The sequence below is a fragment of the Allorhodopirellula heiligendammensis genome (genome assembly GCF_007860105.1).
Lineage (GTDB): Bacteria > Planctomycetota > Planctomycetia > Pirellulales > Pirellulaceae > Rhodopirellula > Rhodopirellula heiligendammensis.
On record NZ_SJPU01000006.1, the window covers coordinates 1 to 22,808 of the forward strand.

The window sequence follows — 22,808 nt, forward strand, 5'->3', positions numbered from 1 at the left end:
GGACATGTACGTTCCTGCAAAGAAGATGTGAGAATTCTCTTTGAAGGATGGCATGTCCACACTTTTTTATCCATCCGTCGTAACTTCCGCGACTTCAAACCCGGCGCACGCTTTAGTCGGATGAGCCGAATTTAGTTGTTACCGACGGAATTGCGGTCGTAGTTTTTGCTGAATTGTGACTGTATGGATTTGGAACCTCCGATCGTCCTTTTGCAGAAAGAGGGCCACCCACTTTTCAGCTCGGCCTGCGGCTTGTTTTTCGGCCGATTCAACTACGATCCGGTCCTCGCAGAATGCCGCCACCGAGCATCGGGCTCATTCTGATCCGATTTTCGAATATCGGCGCAGTAGCGACCCCGGATGGAATCAAAGTGGAAGGTTTTCCGAAGACGGTCAGGCCGAAGATATCCCGAGTGGGTTGTCACGGGCGCAGAGCCAACCTTGACCGCGACGGCTGGCTTCCTCGGCGAGGTGTTCTGGGCTACCCGCTGCCCGCTTGAACACCCGCCCAAATCGGCTCACGACGTCGCACCAGACATGGGTATCCAAGCCCATACGTGTGAGGATCGGCCGCAAGTGCGCGGGGATCGCACTGACCTTGTCACTGCGGAGTTGACGTCCCGTCCAGTCGAGCTGTTACCGGCCTTTTTGATGTCGCATTTTTGGCCGAATTGAGACTGTAGGGATTTGGCGGTGATTTTGGCGTGTTGGCCGAATTGTTGCGAATTTTGGAGAAGGATTTCGCGCCGCACTTTTTGGCCGATTTGGTGTCGGAGAGCTGGATGATCCTGGACCGACTTTGTGAAGGATGGATGGCGCCGATTGATCTGCTCGGCGATTCGGACTCTTGATCGAAATCCGATTGCGATCGCTAGGGAACGATCAATGCCAACTGCGCAGCAAAAAGCTAACCACGCAGCAAAAATGCGATCGTTCTGAGCGAACGATCGCATGGACGTTGGTTCCAATTCGATGATGCTGAACCGATGCTCGGACTCAACTCACGATGTCAGCATTCGCACACAGTGACTGCCATCACTCACGATGTCTGCAAGGAATCGGAGTTGGCCGATGGCGTCGGATCGCCGAGGTCATCTCGGTAGTCTTCCAACCAACGACGCAGGATCGTGACCGCCGGGACGAAGTCGTGACCCTGCAGTAACATCAGGTCGATGTTGTTGGTGTTCTTCTGACAACAGAAGCAATGGGCCAAGTTGTTCTTCGGATTCACTGTCGCTCGCAACTCTTTGCAATGGGGACACTGAAAACGAAAGTAGCCATCGCTCTGCTTTGAAATCGGACCGTGCTGACCAAGTCGAGTGACCGTCAACTTCATCGGTAAGTCGTTGCGAAGAAATCAAATGGGTCAGGTCTCTTTGATGAGTACGCCACCAGATGCACTAACAAGATTAAGGTGTCCGGTACCGATTAACCAGACACTGCACCGGAGGTGAGCATTGAAACGGTAGCCGGACAAGAGTAAGGTGTCCGGTACCGATTATGATATATACCATCCTCTGCGCCGGAGTAAAGCAGTACTTTAACAGGCCACCGCACGGTGGCCTTTCTTGTTGGCGGACAGGAAGTCCGCCATCTTCTGCGGCACGAAGCCGCCCAGTCGTTGGTTCTTCCGGCCTGCGAAGCGGGCGACGCACACGACGTGCGTCGCGGCTGTTTCGGCTGGATGCCGCCGCCCTGGATAGATCGCTGAACGACGGCGACACGGATGTCGCCGCATGACTAAGCCCGGTGGCAGGATGCCGCCCGGCGACCCGGAGAAGATAACGGGACGGGGGTTGAATCGACTCGTCCACCTCCCTATTCTGGGGGCTCGTTCGCGAGCTGCTATCGAGTCATATCAATGCCACGTCAAAATCGAGATGACCGTGCCGGTCAAATCTATCATGCTCTGAATCGGGGTAATCAACGACAGGAAATTTTTCACAAGCCGGAAGACTTCCAGGCCTTCATTCGGGTGTTGGCCGAGGGACTTCAGAAATACTCCGTCGAACTGTTTAGTTTTACGTTGATGCCCAACCACTGGCATCTGGTTCTTCGCCCAGTCAAGGATGGGCAGATGGGACGATTGCTGCGATGGGTCACGGCGACTCACACCCTTCGCTACCGCGGTCATTGCCATAGTCGCGGCGGCGGGCACCTCTATCAGGGCAGATTCAAGAGTTTTCCGATCGCCGACGATGAGCACTTCTACGTCGCTTGTCGCTATGTGGAGCGGAATCCCTTGCGTGCCAAGCTTGTCGATTCCGCAAAAGATTGGCAGCATGGATCGCTCCATCGGTGGAATCAGCCGAAGGAGCCCGATCCGGCAATTCTATCGCGATGGCCGATACCTCGACTTCGGGGCTGGAACAAGCGAGTCGATACGGCGTTAACTGCTGGAGAACTTAAGTCGCTGCGAACATGCGTCGATCGCTCTCGCCCCTATGGCAGCGAGGAGTGGGTCGAAGAGATCGCCGAACGTCAGGGCTTGTGGCACCCGCTACGTCCGGCAGGCCGTCCACGCAAGCGTCCCCGGCCACAAAAGGACATCAAATGAACGATTCGACCCCCGTCCCGTTTTCTTCCCCCGTCCCGTTTTCTTCCCCCGCGTTGATGACGCTCGCGTACCACCGACAAACAACCTTGCCGAGCGGGCGTTACGTCCGTTGGTGATCCTTCGCAAGATCACGTTTGGTCATCGTAGTGAAGCGGGAGCGGACCAGATGGCGAAACTAATGAGCGTCGCCGAGACTGCGCGGCGTCATGGACATCGGGCGAGCGACATCTACTTCGAGTTGCTGACACGTCCACCCGATGCAGCATTGAAGCGGCTCTACGCCAAACCGGTTGCTTAAGCGGAGCGATGCGTTGGCGTCAAACGATTTTGTTCAATGCTTATGCGGTCACCTTCCGCCGCACAACGCTGCACGACGGACTACTGCAAAAGCAATTCAATTTGATTGAATTGCTTTGGTTTGGATGCTGCGCGATCTCTACTTTTCCGAACCCGACTACCGCAACCGATTTCTCCTATGCGACGGAAGTCAGTTTGAATGATCCCATTGCAACAAACCATGGGATCTTCCAAATTTGAATGCTTGTGCGGTCATCTCGAAGATCACTGGTAAATGCGAAGCTAGATGGCCGGGGACTAAACTGTTACCGTTCCCCACGCTCAAGAGTGCGCGGTCGATACGCGTGGTCAGTATCCCTCCGAAAAGCAGACGGGCATCCAGACCACCAAGAAGAAAATGTGCCTTGCAGCAATCTAATGAAGCCTCGTTTCAGTCCAACGCATCGGGCGAAACATTGAGCAAAGACGCCTGACCCATTTGCTTCTTCCCGGCAGTGCGATTGATCGTCAATTTCCATAGAAGCCATCCTAAGCCCGCGGGAAAACCTGGCCGTAAATAAAATTCTCAAAGTTATCTTCGCCGATGCATTGGCAGCCGTTCGCGGATGCTAAATCGATAGCTGATTTTGTGAACTTGCTGTTGGTGACGACCGAAGTTTGCGAGCATTGATGGAGCTTCATTCCGGCGACCACCTCTTGTACAGCGGAATTACCGACCGAGTGATAGTAGCCCTTTATTTGCACAGCCAAGCGTTTAGTCCCTGCAATTACAATGAGGTCAACGCCTTGGTCGCCCGTTGTCGGTGTTTCTTCGACCTGATATCCGAGATGCTGAAAAACTCTAGCAACGTAGTTTTCGAAATCGATTCCACGCAGTTCACGCCATCGCTCCTCGTAGAGAGTTTTCGACAGGTTGTCGAAAGCATTCTTGCGTCGAGTCTCGTCCTCCTGTGCTCTCTGTCTAGCAAGTTCAGGTTCCCAGGCGGACAGTTGAGAAAGTGTTCCGGTGATATCTCGGTTCACTAACTTCAGTGAATCCTGAAGTCTATCCAACTGTTGTTTCGCTTGGTTTTTTGCGAGCTCATGATGATCAACTCGTAATCTTGTCGTCTCGTCGCTTCCGCACAAAACGAAATAGTAGGCAGCGAATGCAACGGCAGCCGAAATGAGTCCGACGACAATGCCTGCGACGGGTTGTCTGAGGATTGCAGCGACGAAGGCGAACGGCAGAACCAAGGATGCAAAAAGGCCTCCAATCAAGACAAAAGTCCGCACGTCGTGCTCGTCAACCCAACGCCTGCATCGTTGCTTGGATTTTTCCCAAATTACCGCATTGCTGGAACGCTTAATCTGAGTCGCGGCTGATTTTTGTTCCGCCAGAATCGCATCCTGACTTGCTTGAAGGTCTGCCAGTTTCCCTTTGGCTTCTCTGATTTTCTGCTGGATCAATTCCGCGGCCCCACTTGGCAAGTCATCGGTTGCATATCGTGTGTCGTGTCGTTCTGAAATGAACAATCAGAGGCTAGTTCGCATCTTCGCAACTACTCTCCGCTGCGATAGCGGGAAGTTGCTCTTTAGGAAGCATTCCCGCAAATAGATTGTTGATTCTCTGCTTTGCTTCTGGATGTACAGTGACATCTTCGCCCTCGATTAGAAACACCTTGGAGCGACCCGCAAGAAAGATCGCATCCCAATTCAACCGATCGCGACCCAGTAAACGAACCGGCGTGGGCAAAACCTCCCAGGCGGGGTCAATGACGTTCGCTTTGTACTTGGCATCGTCGACGATAAATGGCTTTCCTTTCTTGGCGGCCAGAGTGGCATATCGCAAAACCGTCTCGCAAATGCTGTCACCGTACTTGCCCCAGACGGTGCCGACTGAATTGGTCGCAAGAGATGTTGACGCTAACTTGGTTTGATTGGCAGCGGTCTTCAGTTTGTTAAGAAAGCTCATGTTGCTACTCTGGTGGACAATTTGCCAATCGGGGTTTTGAGTGAAGTGTGAAGCGACGATCGTCTCTGAGTCCAATTTCGATCTGTTGCCTCTCAGTGCGGTGATAGCTGCGGAACTAGGACGGCTGATCCGTCGGTGTGAGTCTAGCAGATGCCGATGATCACGGGGGGGCGTCCAATAGCACCGAGCGCGGTTTCGGCGACATCGTGGGCTTGAGTGCCTTTTAGCGGTTAAGGCATGGCATGCGGGGACGTCGCATCCGAGCTACCGGTGCTGATCCATGATCGACTGAACGTGTTGGCGGAAATATCGTTGCTCTGATACGGCTACGTCATGGGCAAGTTCGATCCGCTGAGCGTGCTCGTTCACTCGCTCTGCGAAATCTACGTTCTCCACAATGTTTTCAATTATCATCGACGGCGGCGTCTTGAGCGTTTTTATTTCGCACCTCCCTTCACGCCACTTTTCGCCTTCTTGGGCTTCGGCTTCCTGCTTTCCACCATGCCCGAACATGCTTGCAGACGTCGCGTATTCGCTGGGGGTCGATGCCTTCACGGTAGACGTCGGCCATCGTTGCGTCAAAGTGTCCTATCACGTAGATGGTCGCGATTTGATCTTTGCAGTTGCCCCCGATGGTTTCGAACTTGTGCCGTGGCGAGTTGAACCCGACTCCTTCTCGGTAGCATCCGACCTTGGTTGTCAGTTTTTTGAACTCTGCGGATAGAGGCTCGGCGGAGCGACCTTCGTGAAACCACGCTTGACGTCGCTTGGTCACGGACACATTGTCTGCCAGCGAGTTAGGGAGATTCCCGTACCGGTTTTCGATCGCCACCTTCAACGCGGCTCTTGTCTCCGGCCACAGCCAAGCGGCTCGCTCCACGGCGGTTTTCTCTCGGAGTCCTTCGATCCACGCTTTTGAAAAGTCGATGCTCGAGATTTGCATTCTTCCGCAGTCTGCGTTCCCGTACCCGGCATTGATGCCCAATAGGATCATGGCGCGCATCTGGAAATTGGCGGCGTCGAGCAGTTGGTGCAGTTCCGCTGCCGAGAATAGCTTTTTCGGCTTGGTCGCTCGGTGCAATCGTTGTCGCTTCTGGCTTACCCGTTTGAAATTGGGGCCGGTGCGGAGCGGCTTGTTGACCAGTTCGACTTCGTAGGCGTATTTGAGCACGACTCCCAGTCGCGTTATCTCGCTGTTGATTCGCGTTGGTCCCCATGTCTTCGGAAACGATGACCGGTACCGAGCAAAGTCGGCCACTGTCAGCCCGTCCAGGAAACGACCCTTGCCGATAAAGTCCGCAAACCGCTTGCAAGCATCGTGGTAGTCGTTCAGCGTTCGCAGGGATAGGTCGCCTTGTTCCCGCTGCTGATCCTTGGAATCCAAGAACGTATTGCACAGCCTCGCGACGTCGGCCCGATCGTCGTTGCGTTTTGGATCCGCCCCGCCAAGCAGCTCGTCGCGGACTTCCAGCCACTCCTGCAGAGCAGTGTCGGGATCATCCCACGTCCCAAAGTAGTGGATCTTGCCACGCACCTTCGTGCACCACTTTCCGGATGCATGAGCCGTCAGCGGAATATCGGCATACGGTTTATTGGGCTTCTGCGGCTTCGCAGCGCGGCGATTTTTGGATAGACTGCGGGCATTCATGGCCAGGCTTCTGAAAAGCTTGGTGGTGGAGCCCGTTCGACGTTACCGCGTCGATTCGGGCGTTTTTGTTTGGCAAGCTATTAAACCGGTTGTAGTCTGGTTGTAACAAGCCTCGCAAAAACACGTCGCGCCCGTAGCTCAGCTGGATAGAGCATCGCACTTCTAATGCGACGGTCGCAGGTTCGAATCCTGCCGGGCGTACTTGCGGAAATAGGGAGTTAATGGTCGGCCGCAAATGCAATCAGTATTTTTGAAGGCAGAAAAGGCCGTTGTTTTAATTTCGAGCACCTCGATAGAGTCTGGCAAAATCCGCGACGCTGACAACGCCTTCATTGGTCAGGAAGACATCGAGATGACTGGGTGCGGTGTCGCCAGCGAGCAGTGCTAATTCGTCTCGGGCGGCCAGTGCGTGGGGAGTGAGTTGCTGGGCTGCGGCGGATTCCGCTGCACGGGTCAGTCGTGTTTTGGCTTGTTCGAGTATCTGCCCGCGATCACCCGAGAAGACTTCGGGATACCTCGCCATGGCGAGGCCCTCGATCAAGTTGGCCTTCAAATCGGCTGCGTCGAGTCGTTGTCGGCGCAGCAATTTGATCAGCTTTCGGAAATTCTTCTTTGTGTGCGAACTGGGATGCGATAGAAGCGAAAGCGTCGCGATCGCGCTGAGTTCGGCAATGAGCGTCTTCATGAGCTGATTGCGGTAGAGCACCGATCTGTCGCACTGCTGGGCGATTTGTGCGAGTACTCGCTCAGTTTGCCTGGGTTGGTTTTGGTAGATTGCACGAAGTAGGCTCTCAAACTGCATCCCCATGCCGAAAGCGTCTTCACCAATATCTTGCAAGCTCGGCAGTAGCTGCGAGTTTCGATCCCGCAGCGATTCCAGATCGTTCCGCATTAGGAATGCGACGGAGCTATAACCGAGGGAACCCATTGCCAGTACAAAGCAGTCGTTCATCGTCGCGCCCTCGGCTTGCATGTCCTCAACCATGTCCGCCAACGCGGTTAAATTACCCATCTGAAAATAGCACGCTGCTTCGAGGCAACTTGTATGGGCCAGTTCAAAGCCGTGGTGCAATTCGCTGTCGGCGTAACATTTGCGGGCTTGCAGGATATGTTGGGTCGCCTGTTGAAACTGGCCGCTCATTCCATTCGCCCACGCCAGCCCGCACTGAACGTCTCCGTGGTAGCCAGGAGGATCGTTTTCGCTCAGCGTCTCCTGGAGATGGGACAGGGTATGAGCCGCTGCGATACGTTTGCGACCCGGTCGGTAGGAATCGAACACGCAGGTGCCAATGATCAGCTCAATTTGTTCACCCCGCGATCCAAATTGACGGACCAGGCCGCGATTGAACACATTCAGTTCGGCCGCCAACCAATTGTCGAGCATGCTGAGGGGACGGACGAGGGCCCCGCAGACCGCGATCTGGTTTCCCAACAATTCAGGACGCTGAGGTGGCGCGTAGGAGTCGTCCAGATCCCGTGCCGATGTAAAGATAGCTTGGCGAGTCAACTGCCAAGCTATCGAGAGTTTCGTCGCCCATGCTTGCTTGCGTCGCGGCAGTTTCAACCTTGCCAAGAGTGGATCGAGACGGTCGACGGCGTGGGCAAATCTGCCCGAGCGGATGAAACACTGAACTTGCTCGAGTTCGGTATCAAGTTTGGCTTGACCCGAAAGCAGTTCAGCAAGCTCTTGGTAAGTTTGAGCTGCTTCATACAGGCGTCCTGATCGCTGCAGGCTCTCTGCCGATGAACGCAGTGCATCAATGCGATCGACACCGGAGCTGTAGGATGCGACGCTGCGATGCCAGCGGGCCGCCTCTAAATGAGCATACACCTGCTGGGCCTGCATGGCGGCTTGATTCGCCCATTTCACGAACTCGGGAATGTCGCCGGCTTGCTCATAATGTTCGGCAATCCGTCCAGCGGAGAGCGGAACATTGACTAGGCATTCGGCCCATAGTCGATGTAAGCGTTGTCGCTGCTCGGTCGGAATCGCCGAACGCAGTTGGATTGCGAGGCGGTCGTGCCAGACTCTAATAAATTGCTCATTGAACCCATCTCGGACAATCAGACGATTCTCGACCAGTTCATCGAGTTGCGTTTCGAGCAGTGCGGAGTTGTTCTCGATCGAGCACAATTGATCGAACGTGATTTGGCGTCCGGCGACGACGATGATATTCAATAAAGCTTTCACGCTCGGGCTGAGCTGATCACTACGATGTTGCCAAACATCTTCAATGGAGGGAGCGTCAAGCTGAGATGTGGCGGCGGAATGATTGTGGGAAGAGGCCTGGGGTTTTCGAGTTAGACAATCGTGTAGCAGTCCCGATGGCGATAGTTCACTGAGATAGGCCTCGAGCCGGTACGGTTGCCCCTCGATCTGCTCGTTCAGGGCTTCCAGACGGGCATCATCCAGTTCGATTCCCTGCAACTTCGCTTCGCTGCGGATTGCTTGAGAGGTCACCTCACTTGTCAGTGGCTCAATCGTGATGTTGGCATCGGGAGGGAATTGCTGTCGATCTCCTCCCGCCCGCGAGACGGTGATTAATCCCAGTCCTTGGTAGAGCGGCGGTCCCATGCGGCTGGAGGCGCTGGATTGGAAGTGGTCGAGGGTCCGGAGCGTGTCTCGGTCGGCCCATTGAACGTCGTCGATCACAAAGAAGACGGGGCCAACTTCGCGGAGTTGGTTGCAAACTTTGATTGCTGCCTCCAACCCGCCGGTGCGTTTGTCCGAGGTCACGATTGGCGGTTGCGACCAGTCGACTTCGAGAATTTCACCGAGTCCGGGCAGAACTCTTTGCAGAATGGACTCACTCACCGAGTCAACTTTGATTTTCTCAAATCCACCTCGGCGATAGCGGATCACAATCTCGTCGGCGATCTGGCTGAAGGCTTGCAGCGGGATCTGCTCGAAACGTTGGCAGCGAGCAACAAAGACCAGCGGCCAGGACTGGGACCGCAGCTCATCAATTGCCAATTGCAGGAAGGTGGATTTGCCGATGCCGGAGGTTCCGTCCACATGGAGACGCTTCACTTGACCGCCCAGTATGAGGTGGCACCAGCGTCGGAACTCAATGAGCTGCTCGGCGCGAGCAACTTTGGTGATTCTCTCCGCCCGCGTGGAAGCATGGCTTTGTGTGGAGATCGCAACCAGCGGCGTGCTCTCACGTCCGACACGCGACACAGCCATCGCGGTCGGGCGATCGGGAACCTCAGGTGACAGCATTTCGTGAACGCACTCGAGCAAGCATTCGGGGATATCGGAGTGAAGTCCGACCATCGCCGAAATAATGTATTCGCGATCGCTTTGGCTGCTCCGCTCATCGCGGGGGATCATGTCATCCTCGTGATCGGTCGTGGCCGCATCGCCCGGGTGGATCGGCGAGTTTTCCAAAGCGTCACGATCTCGACGACGCTGAGCGGAAGAAAACATTCGCAGCGCTTCCAAAGCGACCATGCCGAGACTGAAAATGTCGCTCGCGGGGCAGTAGGACTGGCGGAATAGCACCTCCGGAGCCACGTACATTGGCGTCCAAATGAGGTAGCTGCGAATGTTCTGCGGATCACTCTCAGCTTCGAACTCGCCGGCGAGGTCGCAATCGACAATGACAAAGCGATTGCCATCGTTTGTCATCATCAGATTGGTGGGTTTGATGTCTCGATGGACGAGCTGTTGGGCATGTATCCAATTTAAACCCGCTCCAACCTGACGGAGCATCTCGAGCAGACGCTCGCAACTCTCGTGCAGCGGCAGCGACTTCCAGCGGCGCAGTACCTGCACTAAGTTGTCGCCCTCGATCAACTCCATCGAAAACGCGAGTGCATCGTCATCCTGCAGGATCCGGTAAAGTCGTACCAGACCGGGGTGGCGTAGTTTGCACATTCGTCGAAAACCGGTCTTGGACCGGACCGCGTCTGCCGGATCAATTGTGGGGATCAGCTTCAACGCGACCGTTTTACCGGTTTCGGTTTCGCGAGCTTCATAAACCCACCCATGTGACCCGCAGTCGATCGCGCGGAGCAGTTCGAAACCAGCTACGATTTGACCAATTTTCCACGGCGAATTTTTCAGACGCGGACGCTGGGCGTGGCCTCGGGTCGCGTGGGCGCCATCGTTCTTGCTCTTTTGCGTCTCTTGAGAGCTGCTGGGACGCATCCAATCGTCACCGCTATAATCGTCCCACTGGGCCATGATTGCAAAAAACCTTGGTGATGAATATGGTGTGCAGTCATTCAATCATATTTCATGTACATCCGCTCCAGTTTTCGTTCGAGAAACGGAAAAAATGCCAGATATTGGCCTCTTTTTTCGCCTATCTCCGGCATTGACCGCGCGGCGGACAATCGATATTGTTGGGCTCGTCGTGAGCGGCGATTTCCAACGCCTGCTCTCAATGAGCACACGGTGGCTATAGCTCAGTTGGTTAGAGCGTCGGATTGTGATTCCGAAGGTCGAGGGTTCGAGCCCCTTTAGCCACCCTTTTCTTAAAAAATATCGAGTTCCTTGGCTGGAACGCCCGTCAGACCAGGTGACGATGGCCCCTTTTGGCAAAATCCTGATCGCCCTGGTAACGGTGACGGTCCTGCATGCCCACTTCAATTTAGGGATGCTGCGTTCCAATTCCGCTTCGGCGCGACCGGGAGAGGCTGCCGTTGGCAAGTCACTGCGTGTCGGTCATTTGCCCGTCACGTGTCATTTGACATGTCCAGTAACCAGCTGGGTGAGTCGGCATTCGCCTGATCATTCTGACTTCGTGTCGTGGCGATACACCAATTTTCCGGCGATGACGGAAGATATCGACGCCGGGAATTTGGATGCTGCGTTCATTCTCGCGCCCCTCGCGATGGTCATGCAACGCCAAGGTACCCCGGTCAAAATTGTGCATCTGGGGCATCGCGATGGAACGGCCATCGTCGTCCCCACGCAATCGACCTACCAGACGTTCGCTGATCTGAGAGGCAAACGCATTGCCATCCCTCATCGATATTCGAATCAGCGGATTCTGATCGAGAAACTGAAGGATCAATTTCAGTTTTCAGATGATGATATTACCCTGATCGATTATCCGCCCCCAGAAATGCCCGCTGGACTGCAGGCGGGACAGTTTGATGCGTACATCGTGGGAGAGCCGTTTGCCGCCAAAGCCGAAATGGATGGGTTTGGGCGCGTGCTCTATTTTACAAAAGATATCTGGCCGAACTTTATCTCCTGTGCTTTGGTGGTAACCGAGCGATTGATCGAGCGCGATCCCGATTTGGTGCGGGAGCTCGTCCAAGGAATCTCGGCATCAGGAAAATGGCTCGATGAGGGTGACGACCAGTTGATCGCTGGGATGGCCCCTCTGGGTAGCCAACGCAGTCGCGATGCGGCCAGCACCGTGATTCCCGAGGGATTCGGTCACTCGCCACGCATGCAAGCGGCTTTGATCGCAGCCCGGCAGGAGTACTACAACCAAGATCCAGAGCTGCTGAAATTTGTGTTGACACGGCCACCTGATCGGGTCCGCTATAGCCAGCTCGATCTCGCACGCGAGGATTTTGTTGAAATTCAACGCTACGCTGAGCGACTGGGTTTTTTCAGTTTCCGACCGGTGACAGCCGCCGATCCGTTCGGCTTTGACGATTATGCTGACCCAACGTTTGAAAAATCCGGAGTGTGGACGTTACCGCTGGCAGAGGATGCGGCGGAGCTACATCCTCTGAACAGGGATGCAGCTCGCTGGCAGGCTCAGCCGTGATGCGGGCGCGTTCGCTCCTGCTCGGCGTGTTAGGGATCGGCTTGTTTGCGTTGCTGTGGCAGTTGGCGACATGGGGTAACGGGCGCACGGATGTTCCGGGACCCTACCTAGCCGTCACCGGGCTTGCCGAGCTGGCTCGCGAGGGAGTGTTGTGGCGTTACATCATTGCTTCGGTTTTCCGGGTGATGTGGGGGTTCGCACTGGCGGTCGTGATCGGTATTCCCTTGGGGCTGGCGATCGGATGGTCGCGGTGGGTTCGCGAATTGCTTAATCCGCTGGTCCAATTGCTGAGGCCCATTTCGCCCATCGCTTGGCTGCCAATTTCCGTATTGGTGTTCGGTGGCGTGAAGTGGTGGGAGCCGAGCGACCTGTCGGCCATATTTCTAATCTTTTTGGCGTCGATCTTTCCGATCATCACTGCGGCGACTTCTGCCGTCGAAGGGATTGACGAAAAGTATCTGCGCGTGGCAACCAATTTCGAGATTGGCGGAATTGCGATGTTGTTCCATGTCATTCTCCCAGCGGCGCTTCCGCAAATATTGACGGGGCTGCGGTTGGCCCTCGGAATTGCGTGGGTCGTGTTGGTTGCTGCGGAAATGCTCGGCGTTCAATCGGGTTTAGGATTTCAGATCAACGATTCACGCAATAATCTGCGCTACGATCGGGTCGTCGCGGCGATGATTGTGATCTCTATCATTGGTATCGGTTTGGACTCTGCGATGGCGCGGATCGAGAATTCAGCACTTGCCCGGCGGGGGACGGCGAAGCGATGAATAGAGTCGTTCCCAAAATCTTGGTTGAGGACCTGTCACTTGAATTTCCCGCAAAGGACGGCACCCGCACGCAGGTGCTTCGTTCGATCGACTTGGAGGTGCAAGCGGGCGAGTTCATTTGCATCGTGGGTCCATCAGGATGTGGCAAGTCGACGTTGCTGAACATCGCTTGCGGGTTTCTCGCACCGTCGCGAGGGCGGGTGGTCGTTGATGATGTTCCCGTCACCAAACCCGATCGGCGACGAGTGTTCATCTTCCAGGACAATGCCGTGTTTCCATGGTTGACGGTCCGCGAAAATATTGGCTTTGGCCTGCGTGATCGGACTGCTCCGGAGAGCACCGCGACGATTCAGCGGTACATTGAAATGATTGGTTTGGCAGGGTTCGAGGACTCCTATCCGCGAGATCTTTCTGGCGGAATGAATCAACGCGTCGAGATTGCGCGGGCGCTTGCGTCGGATCCAGATATCTTGTTCATGGACGAGCCCCTCGGTGCGCTCGACTTCCTGACACGCCTGAAGATGCGAGCGGATTTGGTCGAGATCTGGCGACAGGAACGGAAAACGATTTTGTTCGTGACTCACGATGTGGAAGAGTCCGTTCAGTTGGCCGATCGGATCGTCGTGATGAGCAGTCGGCCGGCTGAGATTCGCTCGGTAATCCCGGTCAAGTTGCCGCGGCCTCGCAATCTGGATGATCCGGAGTGCCTGCGTATTCGTGACGAAGTCTTCCATCTCATGGGACTTGATCACTTTGGCAGGAGCGAGGAGTTGGATTCACCGAATGGGAAAATAGCACGCGGCCAAGATCCGGTTTGATCACGCCCCCGGGGGAAATTGCAGTCAATCCGAACGCCTGATCACCTCGGTTGCACCTAGAATCTCAGCTGTCATGCACCACAACGCAGTGGCCAGCGCGGCAGTGCTTGATAGCGAACCGGGAGAAAAAGTGCCATCCTGTTTCCGTCCGACCACGGGCCTCTCCGACCAGCGGGCCTCTCCGCCAGCGGGTCTCGATTCCAGACGTATGCTCTTCCGCTGTACTTGCCGGCGCGGCAATATCAGCTGGATCGAAACTGACCAGGACAGCGTCAACATCTTGGCCATCAACTGTATGCAGATTGGCCGCCGTTCCTAATCGGCTACCGACACGTGCGTGCGTGTGCACGAGCAAAGTCAATTAAAGCGAAGTGCGTGCGACGGAAACACTTGGAGGCTCTTTAAGAAATTTAGTCTGCACTCGGGTCCGTGCACCGTATCTGTCTCAGCGTGCGGCACTGCCGGCGCGATCGAATTCAAATCGCTGCAGACTCGCCGGTCCAGTCGTCTTGAGCGACATTTGGGCTTCATCGAGCCGAGGCGGGGTGCTCGTGACAATCAACAGGATGGCTCCATCGTCTATCCGCTGCTCGTACTTGGCTGCCGAATGCGAATTGATTCCAAAATGATTGGCCATCGCGAAGAGTCCGCGCGAGTTGACACGATCGGAGTCAACTTGGGAGGAGTTTGCGAGCTTGCCCGCTTCCGACATGACGGCACCAAGGGCAGCCCCCCCAGCGAGAGCTGCGAGTGGTCCCGCGATCATGATGGGACCCATGACCGAACCGATGGCCAACGGTGTGCCCACCAAAGCACCGATTCCCGCCCCGATCTCCATCGACCGTTCGACGCCGACGTCGCTGTAGGCCGCGCCGCTCCGGTCCACTTTATCGAGCGCTCGGGTGTGTCCCTTCCAAGCAACCGATATCGCATCGGCATGGAAATCCGCCTTACGCAGCACCTCTAAACCAACTTTAGCCGCTTGATGCGACTCATACTCCGCTACTAAACAAGCCGCTCGCATGACCTCAACCTTCCAATCGGGGGACGCAACTTACAGATAAAACCATACGCCGAAGGCGAGGGCAACCACTAACAGAACGACCAGGTAGCTCAAGCCAACCAGCCCAAACACACTCGCAGGAGAACGTTCGTCCAGGGTCATATTCTCGCCCTTGCCGCGCTCGCTCAACGGCACATCGGCATCACTCTCGTCTCGTCTACTTACTTGCACCATCTTTTCGGTCCCTTTCTATGACAGCGGGCTCACGTCGGTTCGCTTCAGAACGTGTGACGTTCAACGATTAAGGTGCAAATAAAGTGCCAGTTTCAATGTGTTGCTGAAGATTCCGGACCAACAGACTCCTTACGCCCCACCGTCCGGTCAGCGTGATGCCTGCAGCTCGTGGGCGTGGGGCGTCATTCTCAGCGACCTGCTATGGTCTTGGCGAGCTCCCGGTCGTGTTCGCCCATCCAACCGCCCGACTCGTTGCGATTGGGTGACGGTACAAATCCACGTACCGGGCGACGCTGTTTCCATCCCGTGCGGACTCTGTGGGCGATTGCCTCAAACGAAAGTTCCTCGCAATTCGCACCGGACGCTTCAACACTCATACCGCCTACGGCGACCGCCATTTCGAGTGCCGCTGATGGGTTGGCGTTGCGGGCGAGGGCGGCGAGGAAGCCAGCGATCGTGCGGTCTCCGGCGCCATTGGTGGACTTAACCCTCACATCGAAACAGGGTGCGTGAAGTTCGCGGCCAACCCACTCGTTGGTATCAAATTCGCCAGCACTGAAAACGCGAGTAATCCGACTCGCGTCCGATGTCGTTTTTAAATAAAGTCCCTGGTCGCCGAGTTTGAAGAGCACGACACCCGTCCCAAACGCGAGTAAACGATCAGCCGTGCGGCTGAGCAGATCGCGATGGAGTGACTCGATGTGCCCATCGTGCCCGACGAGATCAGTCTCATCATCATGTTCTGGGGCGAGCATGAACAGTATTTCGTCGAGGCTCGGCATGAAGCAATCTACATGCGGCAGGACGCGTTCGAGCCACACCGTCCAATTGATCTTTCCTGTGGGAGCGTTTGGATCGGGCATCGCCATATCGAGGGAGGTCGTGAGCCCTTGATCTTTCACTTGGCGAAACAGCTTGGCCATTTCAACGCCACCGTCCTGCCAGAACCGCTGCATCAGCGGTGGGTAGCCAAAATGAAATAGCTTCGCCCCACCGAGCTGGTCTAACTCGACGTCATCGGAAGAAAACGTGTCGTTCGCACCGGGGAAATGCAAAAATGAACGATCCACGCCCGGCGGCATAATGACAATCGAGTAACTTGTATGCTCCCCGTTGGCGACAATCATCTGCTGGGCAAGGTCGCTATCGGTTTCCTCTAGGATGCTAAGTATGTCGCGTCCGAATGAATCGTCACCAATCTTGCCCATCAAGGACGTCCGCACACCAAGGTGGTGAAGGGTAAGACCCGTATTGGCGACGCAACCGCCGGTCAGGTGAGTTGCCGGACCGACTACCTTTAACTTGCCGGCCTCAATGAGCGTGTTCGCGCTGGCGACTGAGTAATCCTCTGGAAACTCAGGGACAATGTCCAAGCAGATATGGCCGGCAATCACCACTTCCAGGTCACTGGGTTGCTGAACACCGACTGAGGTTGTCGCTTTCGTACGACTTGAATAGTCGAAGAATCGGTTGGTTGCCTGCATATCATTTTCAAGAGATCGGAATGGCCGAATGCCGAGACTCTCCAGGTCGTTATGATACGATCGGACCGCTTCAGCGGCGTCGTTCAACTGCCCATCGGCGAGATATCGTAAGTGCTTGATAAAGCTAAGTTGATGCTCGGAGTTGTTAATCATCCGGCCGTACAACGCCACGCGAGCACCGTACTTCTTAGCTTCCCAGAGTTGATGGAATGCATCAAAGGTGGTGCCTGAGGAACCACCCAGAATTCCCACGACGATTGACGAGTCGTAACTCACCAGTTGGTCCATCGCTGCCGGACCGTGGTAAACCATTTTCAAGAACAGGGGGCGTCCGCGCCGGGCGACTCCCGCGAGTGTCCGGACGATCTGATCGTTGACAAAAGCTCCGACATCTTCGATCGGATTGACTGGACAGTTTGGATCGAAGATCTCCAGGAAGTGCCGAAACTCTTTCCGTTCGGCCTCGAGGCAGAACTCGCGATAAGCGGCCAATGTTCGCGCGTCATGGACGGTATCGTTGTTGAAGGTAACTGAGTAGAGACCCAAATCGGCGCCGAGTTGGCGTTCACTTGGCAGGCAATCCGCTTTTCCACACTGGGCATGCTCGAGCAGGGCAGAACGAAAGGGCTGCGACGGCTCTTTACCATAGACGCCCCCACGAGCTAACCAGATCTCCGTGGTATCGTTGGCGCGAATCGCAGGCGTGACGCCCGATGCATCGAATAGACGTTCATCGATCGTGAGCACTTCGTTGGTGCTCACACTCATCAGCATGATATCGATCAGACCCTGCTGAGTGTTCTGCCGAATGATCTCGCGGAACTGCTGAAGGGTTCGGAACTGCCCTGTTTCTCGGTCTTTTCCCGTTGCTGCAATTCCAAACGCCATATCGGCATCTTTGGCATCAGCCAAGATAAACTCGTCGCACGCAGAGTCTTTTTGAATGCGAGCGAGCTTGTCGTCGAGTGTTTTTGAGGGCATGCTAGTTATGGTCGGAAGGTGAATTGGTATGGCGCATCTCGCGTCTGCATTCGATGGAGGCAAGCCATCAGGATCGAGCTTTTCGATCCGAACGTATTGGTAACGTTCGAGGTTCGACGAGTTTACCACACACGGTAACCCAGAGGCGTTGCCCGCTGGAGTTTGAGCGTCGTGACGACCTCCGCTAGGATTGAAGTTCACTCGGTGAAGGGAACTGCAATCGGCTTGATGCCGAACGTTTCTACCAGGACGGCATATAGCGCGGGTAGTACGAATAGCGTTAACGCCGTTGTGAACAACAACCCGATAATCATGCACCACGCCAAGCCGGTCCAAAGTGGTCCGCCGGCTATCGCTAACGGCAGCAGTCCGCCGACCGTCGTGGCCGTGGTCAGGAAAATTGGTAGCATTCGCTGTTTTCCTGCATCGATTAGACATTGTTGAAACGTTTGCCGATCGAGCTCAGGACGTTGAGCCGATTGCCGCTCAGCGATCAGGATATCTGCAAACTCGACGAAGATGATCGCAGTGTTCAATACAATTCCGAATAAGGCTAGGATGCCGAGCTGGGGCATGAAGCCGAGTGAGTTGTCGGTGATCGAAAGCCCCAACCAAGCTCCCACGAGGGCCAGTGGCAGCGTGCACAGAACCATCAATGGCTTGCTCCAACCGTTGTACTGAAAGATCAGACACAGAACGATCAGGACAAACGATACGGCGAAAGACAACATCATCTGTCCGCCCGATTTTTGACTTTCCTCATACGCCCCGCCCGCTTCGATCCAGTACCCGGCGGGCAACGAAGCGGTGAGTTCCTGCATCCCCGGCGATGCCAACACTCGCTCGACGACATCATTTCCGGTGACGCCCGGCAACATTCTCGCTGAGACTTCGATAACGCGGTTCATATCGCGTCGTTGTATTTTTTCGGGCTCCCAAGAAAAGCGAAAATTGGCCAGTGTCGAAAGTGGCACTTTACCCTTGTCGCCTTCGACGAATGCTTCCGGAAGTCCACGGATCGACTGCCGGCCCTCACGACGCAATCGGAAGTAGACTGGAACTTGGTGATCACCTTCACGGAACGTCGTTAGCCTCAATCCCGAGTAGTAGGAATTGAGCGTTTTGGCCACCTGCGCATTGGTTACCCCGGCCAAAGTTGCCCGATCTCGGTCGACGTCCACTTGGATTTGGTAGCCATTGATGCCCCACGAATCGTTGACGTTCCAGGTTTCAGGCTGAGATGCAACGAGGCGTTTTAAGCGGCCGCTGATATCACGCAGCACGGTGGGGTCCGCAAATCCGTTACCCACAATGCGAAACACGAGCGGGTCCGCTGGCGGACCTAACGAGAGTTTTACCGGTGTGACCCGGGCACCGACAATCGGCTCGATACCACGGTGCCGATTGCCTTGCAAACAGGCGATGCGCACCTCTTCGACATAGTCGGCGCTGTATCGCCCATCCTGGGTACGGACGAGAATCTCAGCAAAGTTGCGAGCGGGCGGCTCGGGGTTCCATGACAAGTTCCAGCGCGAGCCGCCACCACCAACCAGGGTGCGCATCGCACGCAGTCGGTGCTGTCCGCTCACAGTTTCCATGTCTTCACCGACGTCGCCTTCCACCTTGCTGAGTTTGCGGATCAGCTGTTCCACACGCTTTGCTACCTGATCGGTCTGTTCCATCGTTGCCGTCTCAGGCAACGTGACGTTGACAGCAAACTGATCACGGGCTGCCTCGGGGAAAAATTCAGAACTTACGGGCAAGGTCATGATCGCCACGCATAATACAGTCGTGGCGACGAGTGTGGTCCATTTGAATCGCACTGCGAGCGTTGCCAGAACGCCATACAGACGCTGGATCCAACTTTCGTGCGATGATGACTTGAGAGGCTTCGCAACAGATCGACGCAGACGATTGGGCAAGTACGCCTGTACCGCGTATGCCCAACGCACCGGAGGCGATGCTGGGGCGTCACTGCGTGGGGCACGGATAAACCTTCCGGCGAGAATCACACATAACGTCATCGCCAACACCCAACTCAATGCCAGCGTCGTTGAGACCGTCACCGGCAAACTATAGACGTACTCTTTGCCCCCACCTTCGAGCGTGAACATCATTGGGATAAACGCTGCCATTGTCGTGAGGGTGCCAACCAGCATTGGAATTGCGAGGGTATTGGCACCTTCGATCGCCGCCCGGTACGGAGACATGCCGGCGATCTGGTTCGTGCGGGCTTGGTCACACACCTGGACCGAGTTGTCTACCAGGAGACCCAGCGAGATGATGATGGCGGCGAGCGAGATTTGTTCAAGCTGAACGCCCATAATCGAAATCAAACCGATCGAGGCAATCACGACTACCGGAATATTGGCGGCCATCACGAAAGATGTGCGGAATCCCACCACGAGATACACCACGGCAATCACAATCAAAATCGCTTCGATCACATTGACGATCACTTCGCTGATCTTGGCTTGCACGTTCTCGGATTGATCGGAGACGGGGGTTGCCGCGATGTCCGGTGGCAGTCGTTTCTCGTACTCGATGAGTGCTGCCACACGTTGTTTGGAAGCATTGCAGACATCCACAATATTCTCGCCAGACCGCATCGTGACGGCAACCATCACTGCCGGAGACGACGTCTCGTGGTCGCCAAAGCGACAGATGTATCCAGGCGGATCTTCGTAGTCACGCTTGACACTCAAGCCGAGGTCAGACAGATAAACATTGTTCCCCTCGGTATCGGCATCGCCGCCATTGACGATGCCGGAGATTTGTTTGATTTCGTCAACGGCATCAAATTCGCCACCTGGTTTGACAGAAAAATAGCCTGCTTCGGCAGAGATTTGTCCGCCCGGTTGGATGATATTTCGCTGCGACACCAATCGCTCGAGTTCCTGGGTTGTCAATTTTTGTTGAGCCCAATTCCCCACGTCTGTTTCAATGAAAATTGCTTCACTGCGGACACCGAATTTCTCCACCTTGGCTACGCCCGGCAGCAATCGCAACGAATCCTCGATTGTCTCAGCGAATTGTTCCAGTTGCCGGGGCGTGTACCGATCACGCTCGGAGACAGTCTCTCTCTCGAACACAGGTATCTGATGAACCGCCAATAGTAAGACGGCTGTGTCACCGAACTGGTCGTTAACCACCGGGCGGATTGAGGGATCGGGCATCGGTGCCAGCGAAACTCGAGCGCGTACCTTGTCCCACACGTTCTGGATGTCCGCTGGCGGGATATCGTCGGCAACCTCGACGAAAATCGTTGATTGTCCCGTGCGAGACGTTGAGCGGACTGTCTCGACTTCTTCCAGGCTGACGACTGCCTGCTCGATTTTATCGGTGATCAGTTCTTCTACTTTGCGGGCGGGCGCCCCGGGCCAATGGGTCGAAATCACACAGACACGAATCGTGAACTCTGGGTCCTCGCGACGAGGCATCGAGAAAAATGTAATCGTTCCCCACACCATTAGCATCACGACGAGTGAGATCACGATTGACTTGTACTTCACGGCAACCGCAGCCAGACTCATTGTGATACTCCGTTCTGAACAGCGATCCGTTCACCATTTTGAAGAAAGTGCACCCCGCCGACAACAATCTGCGTCTCCGCGTCAAGGTCATGGGGCGTCGCAGGGGTGATCTGAATCTTGGATCCTGTCTTGAGGTTGTCTCGAATCATGGTGTTGACCAAAGTCTTGCGAGCGATTGTCACACCGTCCTGCTGCGCGACCACAAATAAGTATGTTCGGCCCGATTCCTCGTAGATCGCCTCTACCGGAACGAAGTAGCCAGCGGCGGGCGATTGACTGCTTAGATTGACGCGGACCAGGTCGCCTGGTCGCAGCATCCATTGAGGACCCGAATCGAAAACCAAAGACGTCCCATCCCAATCGTTGCGGGCACCATCGGGAAATTCCAATTGCCCTGCAAGCAGGCCCAGCGGAGGTGGCTCGTCGTGAAAACGAACCTCTCGAAAGACCCAGTTGCCCAGATACGGAATACGCAGATCGAGTAACTCCACCTGCCGCCTCGTCACCGAGGCCACTTCAGGGATCTCGTCTCCCGTTTGTACGTCGGACAAAAGCCACACAAACGAACCTTCTTCATTCGTCTCAATCGCGTCCTCCTCGATAAAGAATGAGTCGGTGTGGACATCGTTCAGCTTTCGCTGGGCGCCGATTACGGAGCGAACATCCAGAGGCCACACGTCCTGCGTGCGGGCAGCACTGGTACCGCATGCTGCTGCGGGCAGTTTCGGACGAGACTGGGTGTTGAGCACCAAGAGTGTCACAGTGAACGTGCGCGTCGCTGGATCGGCACTGGGAGCCACGACATAAACCAACGCCCGCATTTCATGAGGCTGATCCTCGTCGGTGATGAATGATATCGGCACCTCTTGACGGAGCTGCAGTTGTCGCGACTGCTCACCGGATACTTCAATCTCAACTTTGATCGGATCCATCATCTGTAGATTCAGTACCGGCGATCCAGCGCTGACAACGCTGCCGGGGACCACTTCGACGGACGAGACCTGACCCCGATAGGCAGCGTAGAGCGTTGTGTTTTCTAAATCGCGTTTCGCGTCTCGCAATCCTTGCTCGGCCTGCTTGATCTTCGCGAGTGCCGATTGCGCCTCCGCATCGGATTGCTTCAGCATCGCCTCGAGAGATGTCAGTCGATCGCGAGCATTCAGCATCCGGTTCTCAGCGAGGTCGAATTCCGCCTGTGACAGCGCATTCTGATCTTCCAATTTCTTCGCACGGGCGAAGTCGAGCTTTGCCAACTCCAAATCTGACTTGGCTGACTGGATATCCGAAGGGATTGACTCCTCTTTGCGAATCAACGCGACCTCGTGTTCAAGTTTGGCGACCTGCAATGCGGCAGCTGCCGACTCAAGAGCGACTTCGTAGCGATCCGGGTCGATTTGCGCAAGTGGAGTGCCTGGCGAAATCACTATTCCGTCGACGTCTTTTACCAATCCAAAAACGTTCTTGCCGGGCTCCAAAACCCACTCGACCCGCCCCGAGACCTCAAAACCCATGGACTCCGTTTTCCACGACTTGACGCTGCCGGAAACCACATTCGTTGAATCGGGAACCTCTTCTCGAAGCAACATGGTCGTCACCGGTCGTGGTGGCTTGGGCGGATACACGACCGGATCCCGCATGCAACCACCGAGGGCCAGCAGCACCAGGAAAGCGGGGATGAAACGGGAATCGAAAGCCGCCGTCCCGGTTTCCTCGTGCGTGCTAAATTTGGTTATGCTGCATCGGCTCACTGGATCTCCCCTCCGATCAAAACGTACTTGCCTCATCCAAAAG

The 22,808-nt window shown here is 55.4% G+C and carries 16 protein-coding genes and 2 tRNA genes; 7 read left to right on the top strand and 11 right to left on the bottom strand.

Annotated features, from left to right (window positions below; translation table 11 throughout):
• Window positions 1–1,039 precede the first annotated feature (1,039 nt).
• Window positions 1,040–1,336, bottom strand: coding sequence for a hypothetical protein (locus tag Poly21_RS25025; protein WP_146409815.1), 297 nt, complete (start codon window positions 1,334–1,336; stop codon window positions 1,040–1,042).
• Window positions 1,337–1,861: 525 nt separating this feature from the next.
• Between Poly21_RS25025 and Poly21_RS25030 the strand changes: the two genes are divergently transcribed.
• Both Poly21_RS25030 and Poly21_RS28515 read left to right on the top strand, forming a co-directional pair.
• Window positions 1,862–2,557, top strand: coding sequence for a transposase (locus tag Poly21_RS25030; protein WP_146409816.1), 696 nt, complete (start codon window positions 1,862–1,864; stop codon window positions 2,555–2,557).
• A complete protein-coding gene (locus tag Poly21_RS28515; RefSeq protein ID WP_146409817.1) occupies window positions 2,445–2,855 on the top strand; it encodes an IS66 family transposase in 411 nt (136 codons plus the stop codon). Before Poly21_RS25030 ends, Poly21_RS28515 begins: the two co-directional genes overlap by 113 nt.
• 527 nt (window positions 2,856–3,382) lie before the next feature.
• Here the strand turns inward: Poly21_RS28515 and Poly21_RS27980 are convergent.
• The 4 genes from Poly21_RS27980 to Poly21_RS25050 all read right to left on the bottom strand — a co-directional run bounded on the left by Poly21_RS27980 (window position 3,383) and on the right by Poly21_RS25050 (window position 6,456).
• Window positions 3,383–4,369 (bottom strand): restriction endonuclease, encoded by a 987-nt coding sequence (locus Poly21_RS27980; protein ID WP_302120565.1) that lies wholly within the window; start codon window positions 4,367–4,369, stop codon window positions 3,383–3,385.
• A 7-nt stretch (window positions 4,370–4,376) separates the two neighbouring features.
• Window positions 4,377–4,808, bottom strand: a complete 432-nt coding sequence (locus Poly21_RS25045) for a hypothetical protein (protein ID WP_146409818.1) — start codon at window positions 4,806–4,808, stop codon at window positions 4,377–4,379.
• A 264-nt stretch (window positions 4,809–5,072) separates the two neighbouring features.
• The gene (locus tag Poly21_RS27985) at window positions 5,073–5,222 is read right to left on the bottom strand and encodes a hypothetical protein (RefSeq protein WP_302120566.1); all 150 of its coding nucleotides are present in this window, start codon (window positions 5,220–5,222) and stop codon (window positions 5,073–5,075) included.
• A gap of 40 nt (window positions 5,223–5,262) precedes the next feature.
• Window positions 5,263–6,456 carry a site-specific integrase gene (locus Poly21_RS25050; RefSeq protein WP_146409819.1) on the bottom strand — a complete coding sequence of 398 codons (1,194 nt, stop codon included), beginning with the start codon at window positions 6,454–6,456 and terminating at the stop codon, window positions 5,263–5,265.
• A gap of 127 nt (window positions 6,457–6,583) precedes the next feature.
• Between Poly21_RS25050 and Poly21_RS25055 the strand changes: the two genes are divergently transcribed.
• Window positions 6,584–6,657, top strand: a tRNA-Arg gene (locus Poly21_RS25055).
• Between the two features lie 73 nt (window positions 6,658–6,730).
• Here the strand turns inward: Poly21_RS25055 and Poly21_RS25060 are convergent.
• On the bottom strand, window positions 6,731–10,645 hold the full coding sequence (locus Poly21_RS25060; protein ID WP_146409874.1) for a serine/threonine-protein kinase: 3,915 nt from the start codon (window positions 10,643–10,645) through the stop codon (window positions 6,731–6,733).
• 213 nt (window positions 10,646–10,858) lie between these two features.
• Between Poly21_RS25060 and Poly21_RS25065 the strand changes: the two genes are divergently transcribed.
• The 4 genes from Poly21_RS25065 (at window position 10,859) to Poly21_RS25080 (ending at window position 13,782) form a co-directional block, all read left to right on the top strand.
• Window positions 10,859–10,932: transfer RNA gene (locus Poly21_RS25065), tRNA-His, on the top strand.
• A 56-nt stretch (window positions 10,933–10,988) separates the two neighbouring features.
• Entirely contained in the window at window positions 10,989–12,191 is a 1,203-nt protein-coding gene (locus Poly21_RS25070; protein ID WP_146409820.1) for an ABC transporter substrate-binding protein, read from the top strand.
• Complete coding sequence (locus Poly21_RS25075; RefSeq protein WP_146409875.1) at window positions 12,191–12,964, top strand: ABC transporter permease; 774 nt, start codon at window positions 12,191–12,193, stop codon at window positions 12,962–12,964. Before Poly21_RS25070 ends, Poly21_RS25075 begins: the two co-directional genes overlap by 1 nt.
• Window positions 12,961–13,782: an ABC transporter ATP-binding protein gene (locus Poly21_RS25080; protein ID WP_146409821.1), complete on the top strand. Its 822-nt coding sequence runs from the start codon at window positions 12,961–12,963 to the stop codon at window positions 13,780–13,782. The genes Poly21_RS25075 and Poly21_RS25080 overlap by 4 nt, the downstream gene beginning before the upstream one ends.
• A gap of 445 nt (window positions 13,783–14,227) precedes the next feature.
• Here the strand turns inward: Poly21_RS25080 and Poly21_RS25085 are convergent, their stop codons facing one another.
• The 5 genes from Poly21_RS25085 to Poly21_RS25105 all read right to left on the bottom strand — a co-directional run bounded on the left by Poly21_RS25085 (window position 14,228) and on the right by Poly21_RS25105 (window position 22,765).
• Complete coding sequence (locus tag Poly21_RS25085) at window positions 14,228–14,806, bottom strand: hypothetical protein (RefSeq protein WP_146409822.1); 579 nt, start codon at window positions 14,804–14,806, stop codon at window positions 14,228–14,230.
• Between the two features lie 30 nt (window positions 14,807–14,836).
• Window positions 14,837–15,019, bottom strand: coding sequence for a hypothetical protein (locus Poly21_RS25090; protein WP_146409823.1), 183 nt, complete (start codon window positions 15,017–15,019; stop codon window positions 14,837–14,839).
• A gap of 188 nt (window positions 15,020–15,207) precedes the next feature.
• A complete protein-coding gene (locus Poly21_RS25095) occupies window positions 15,208–17,484 on the bottom strand; it encodes a carbohydrate kinase family protein (protein WP_146409824.1) in 2,277 nt (758 codons plus the stop codon).
• A 197-nt stretch (window positions 17,485–17,681) separates the two neighbouring features.
• On the bottom strand, window positions 17,682–21,017 hold the full coding sequence (locus Poly21_RS25100) for an efflux RND transporter permease subunit (protein WP_146409825.1): 3,336 nt from the start codon (window positions 21,015–21,017) through the stop codon (window positions 17,682–17,684).
• Window positions 21,014–22,765, bottom strand: a complete 1,752-nt coding sequence (locus Poly21_RS25105) for an efflux RND transporter periplasmic adaptor subunit (RefSeq protein ID WP_302120567.1) — start codon at window positions 22,763–22,765, stop codon at window positions 21,014–21,016. Before Poly21_RS25105 ends, Poly21_RS25100 begins: the two co-directional genes overlap by 4 nt.
• Window positions 22,766–22,808: the final 43 nt, after the last annotated feature.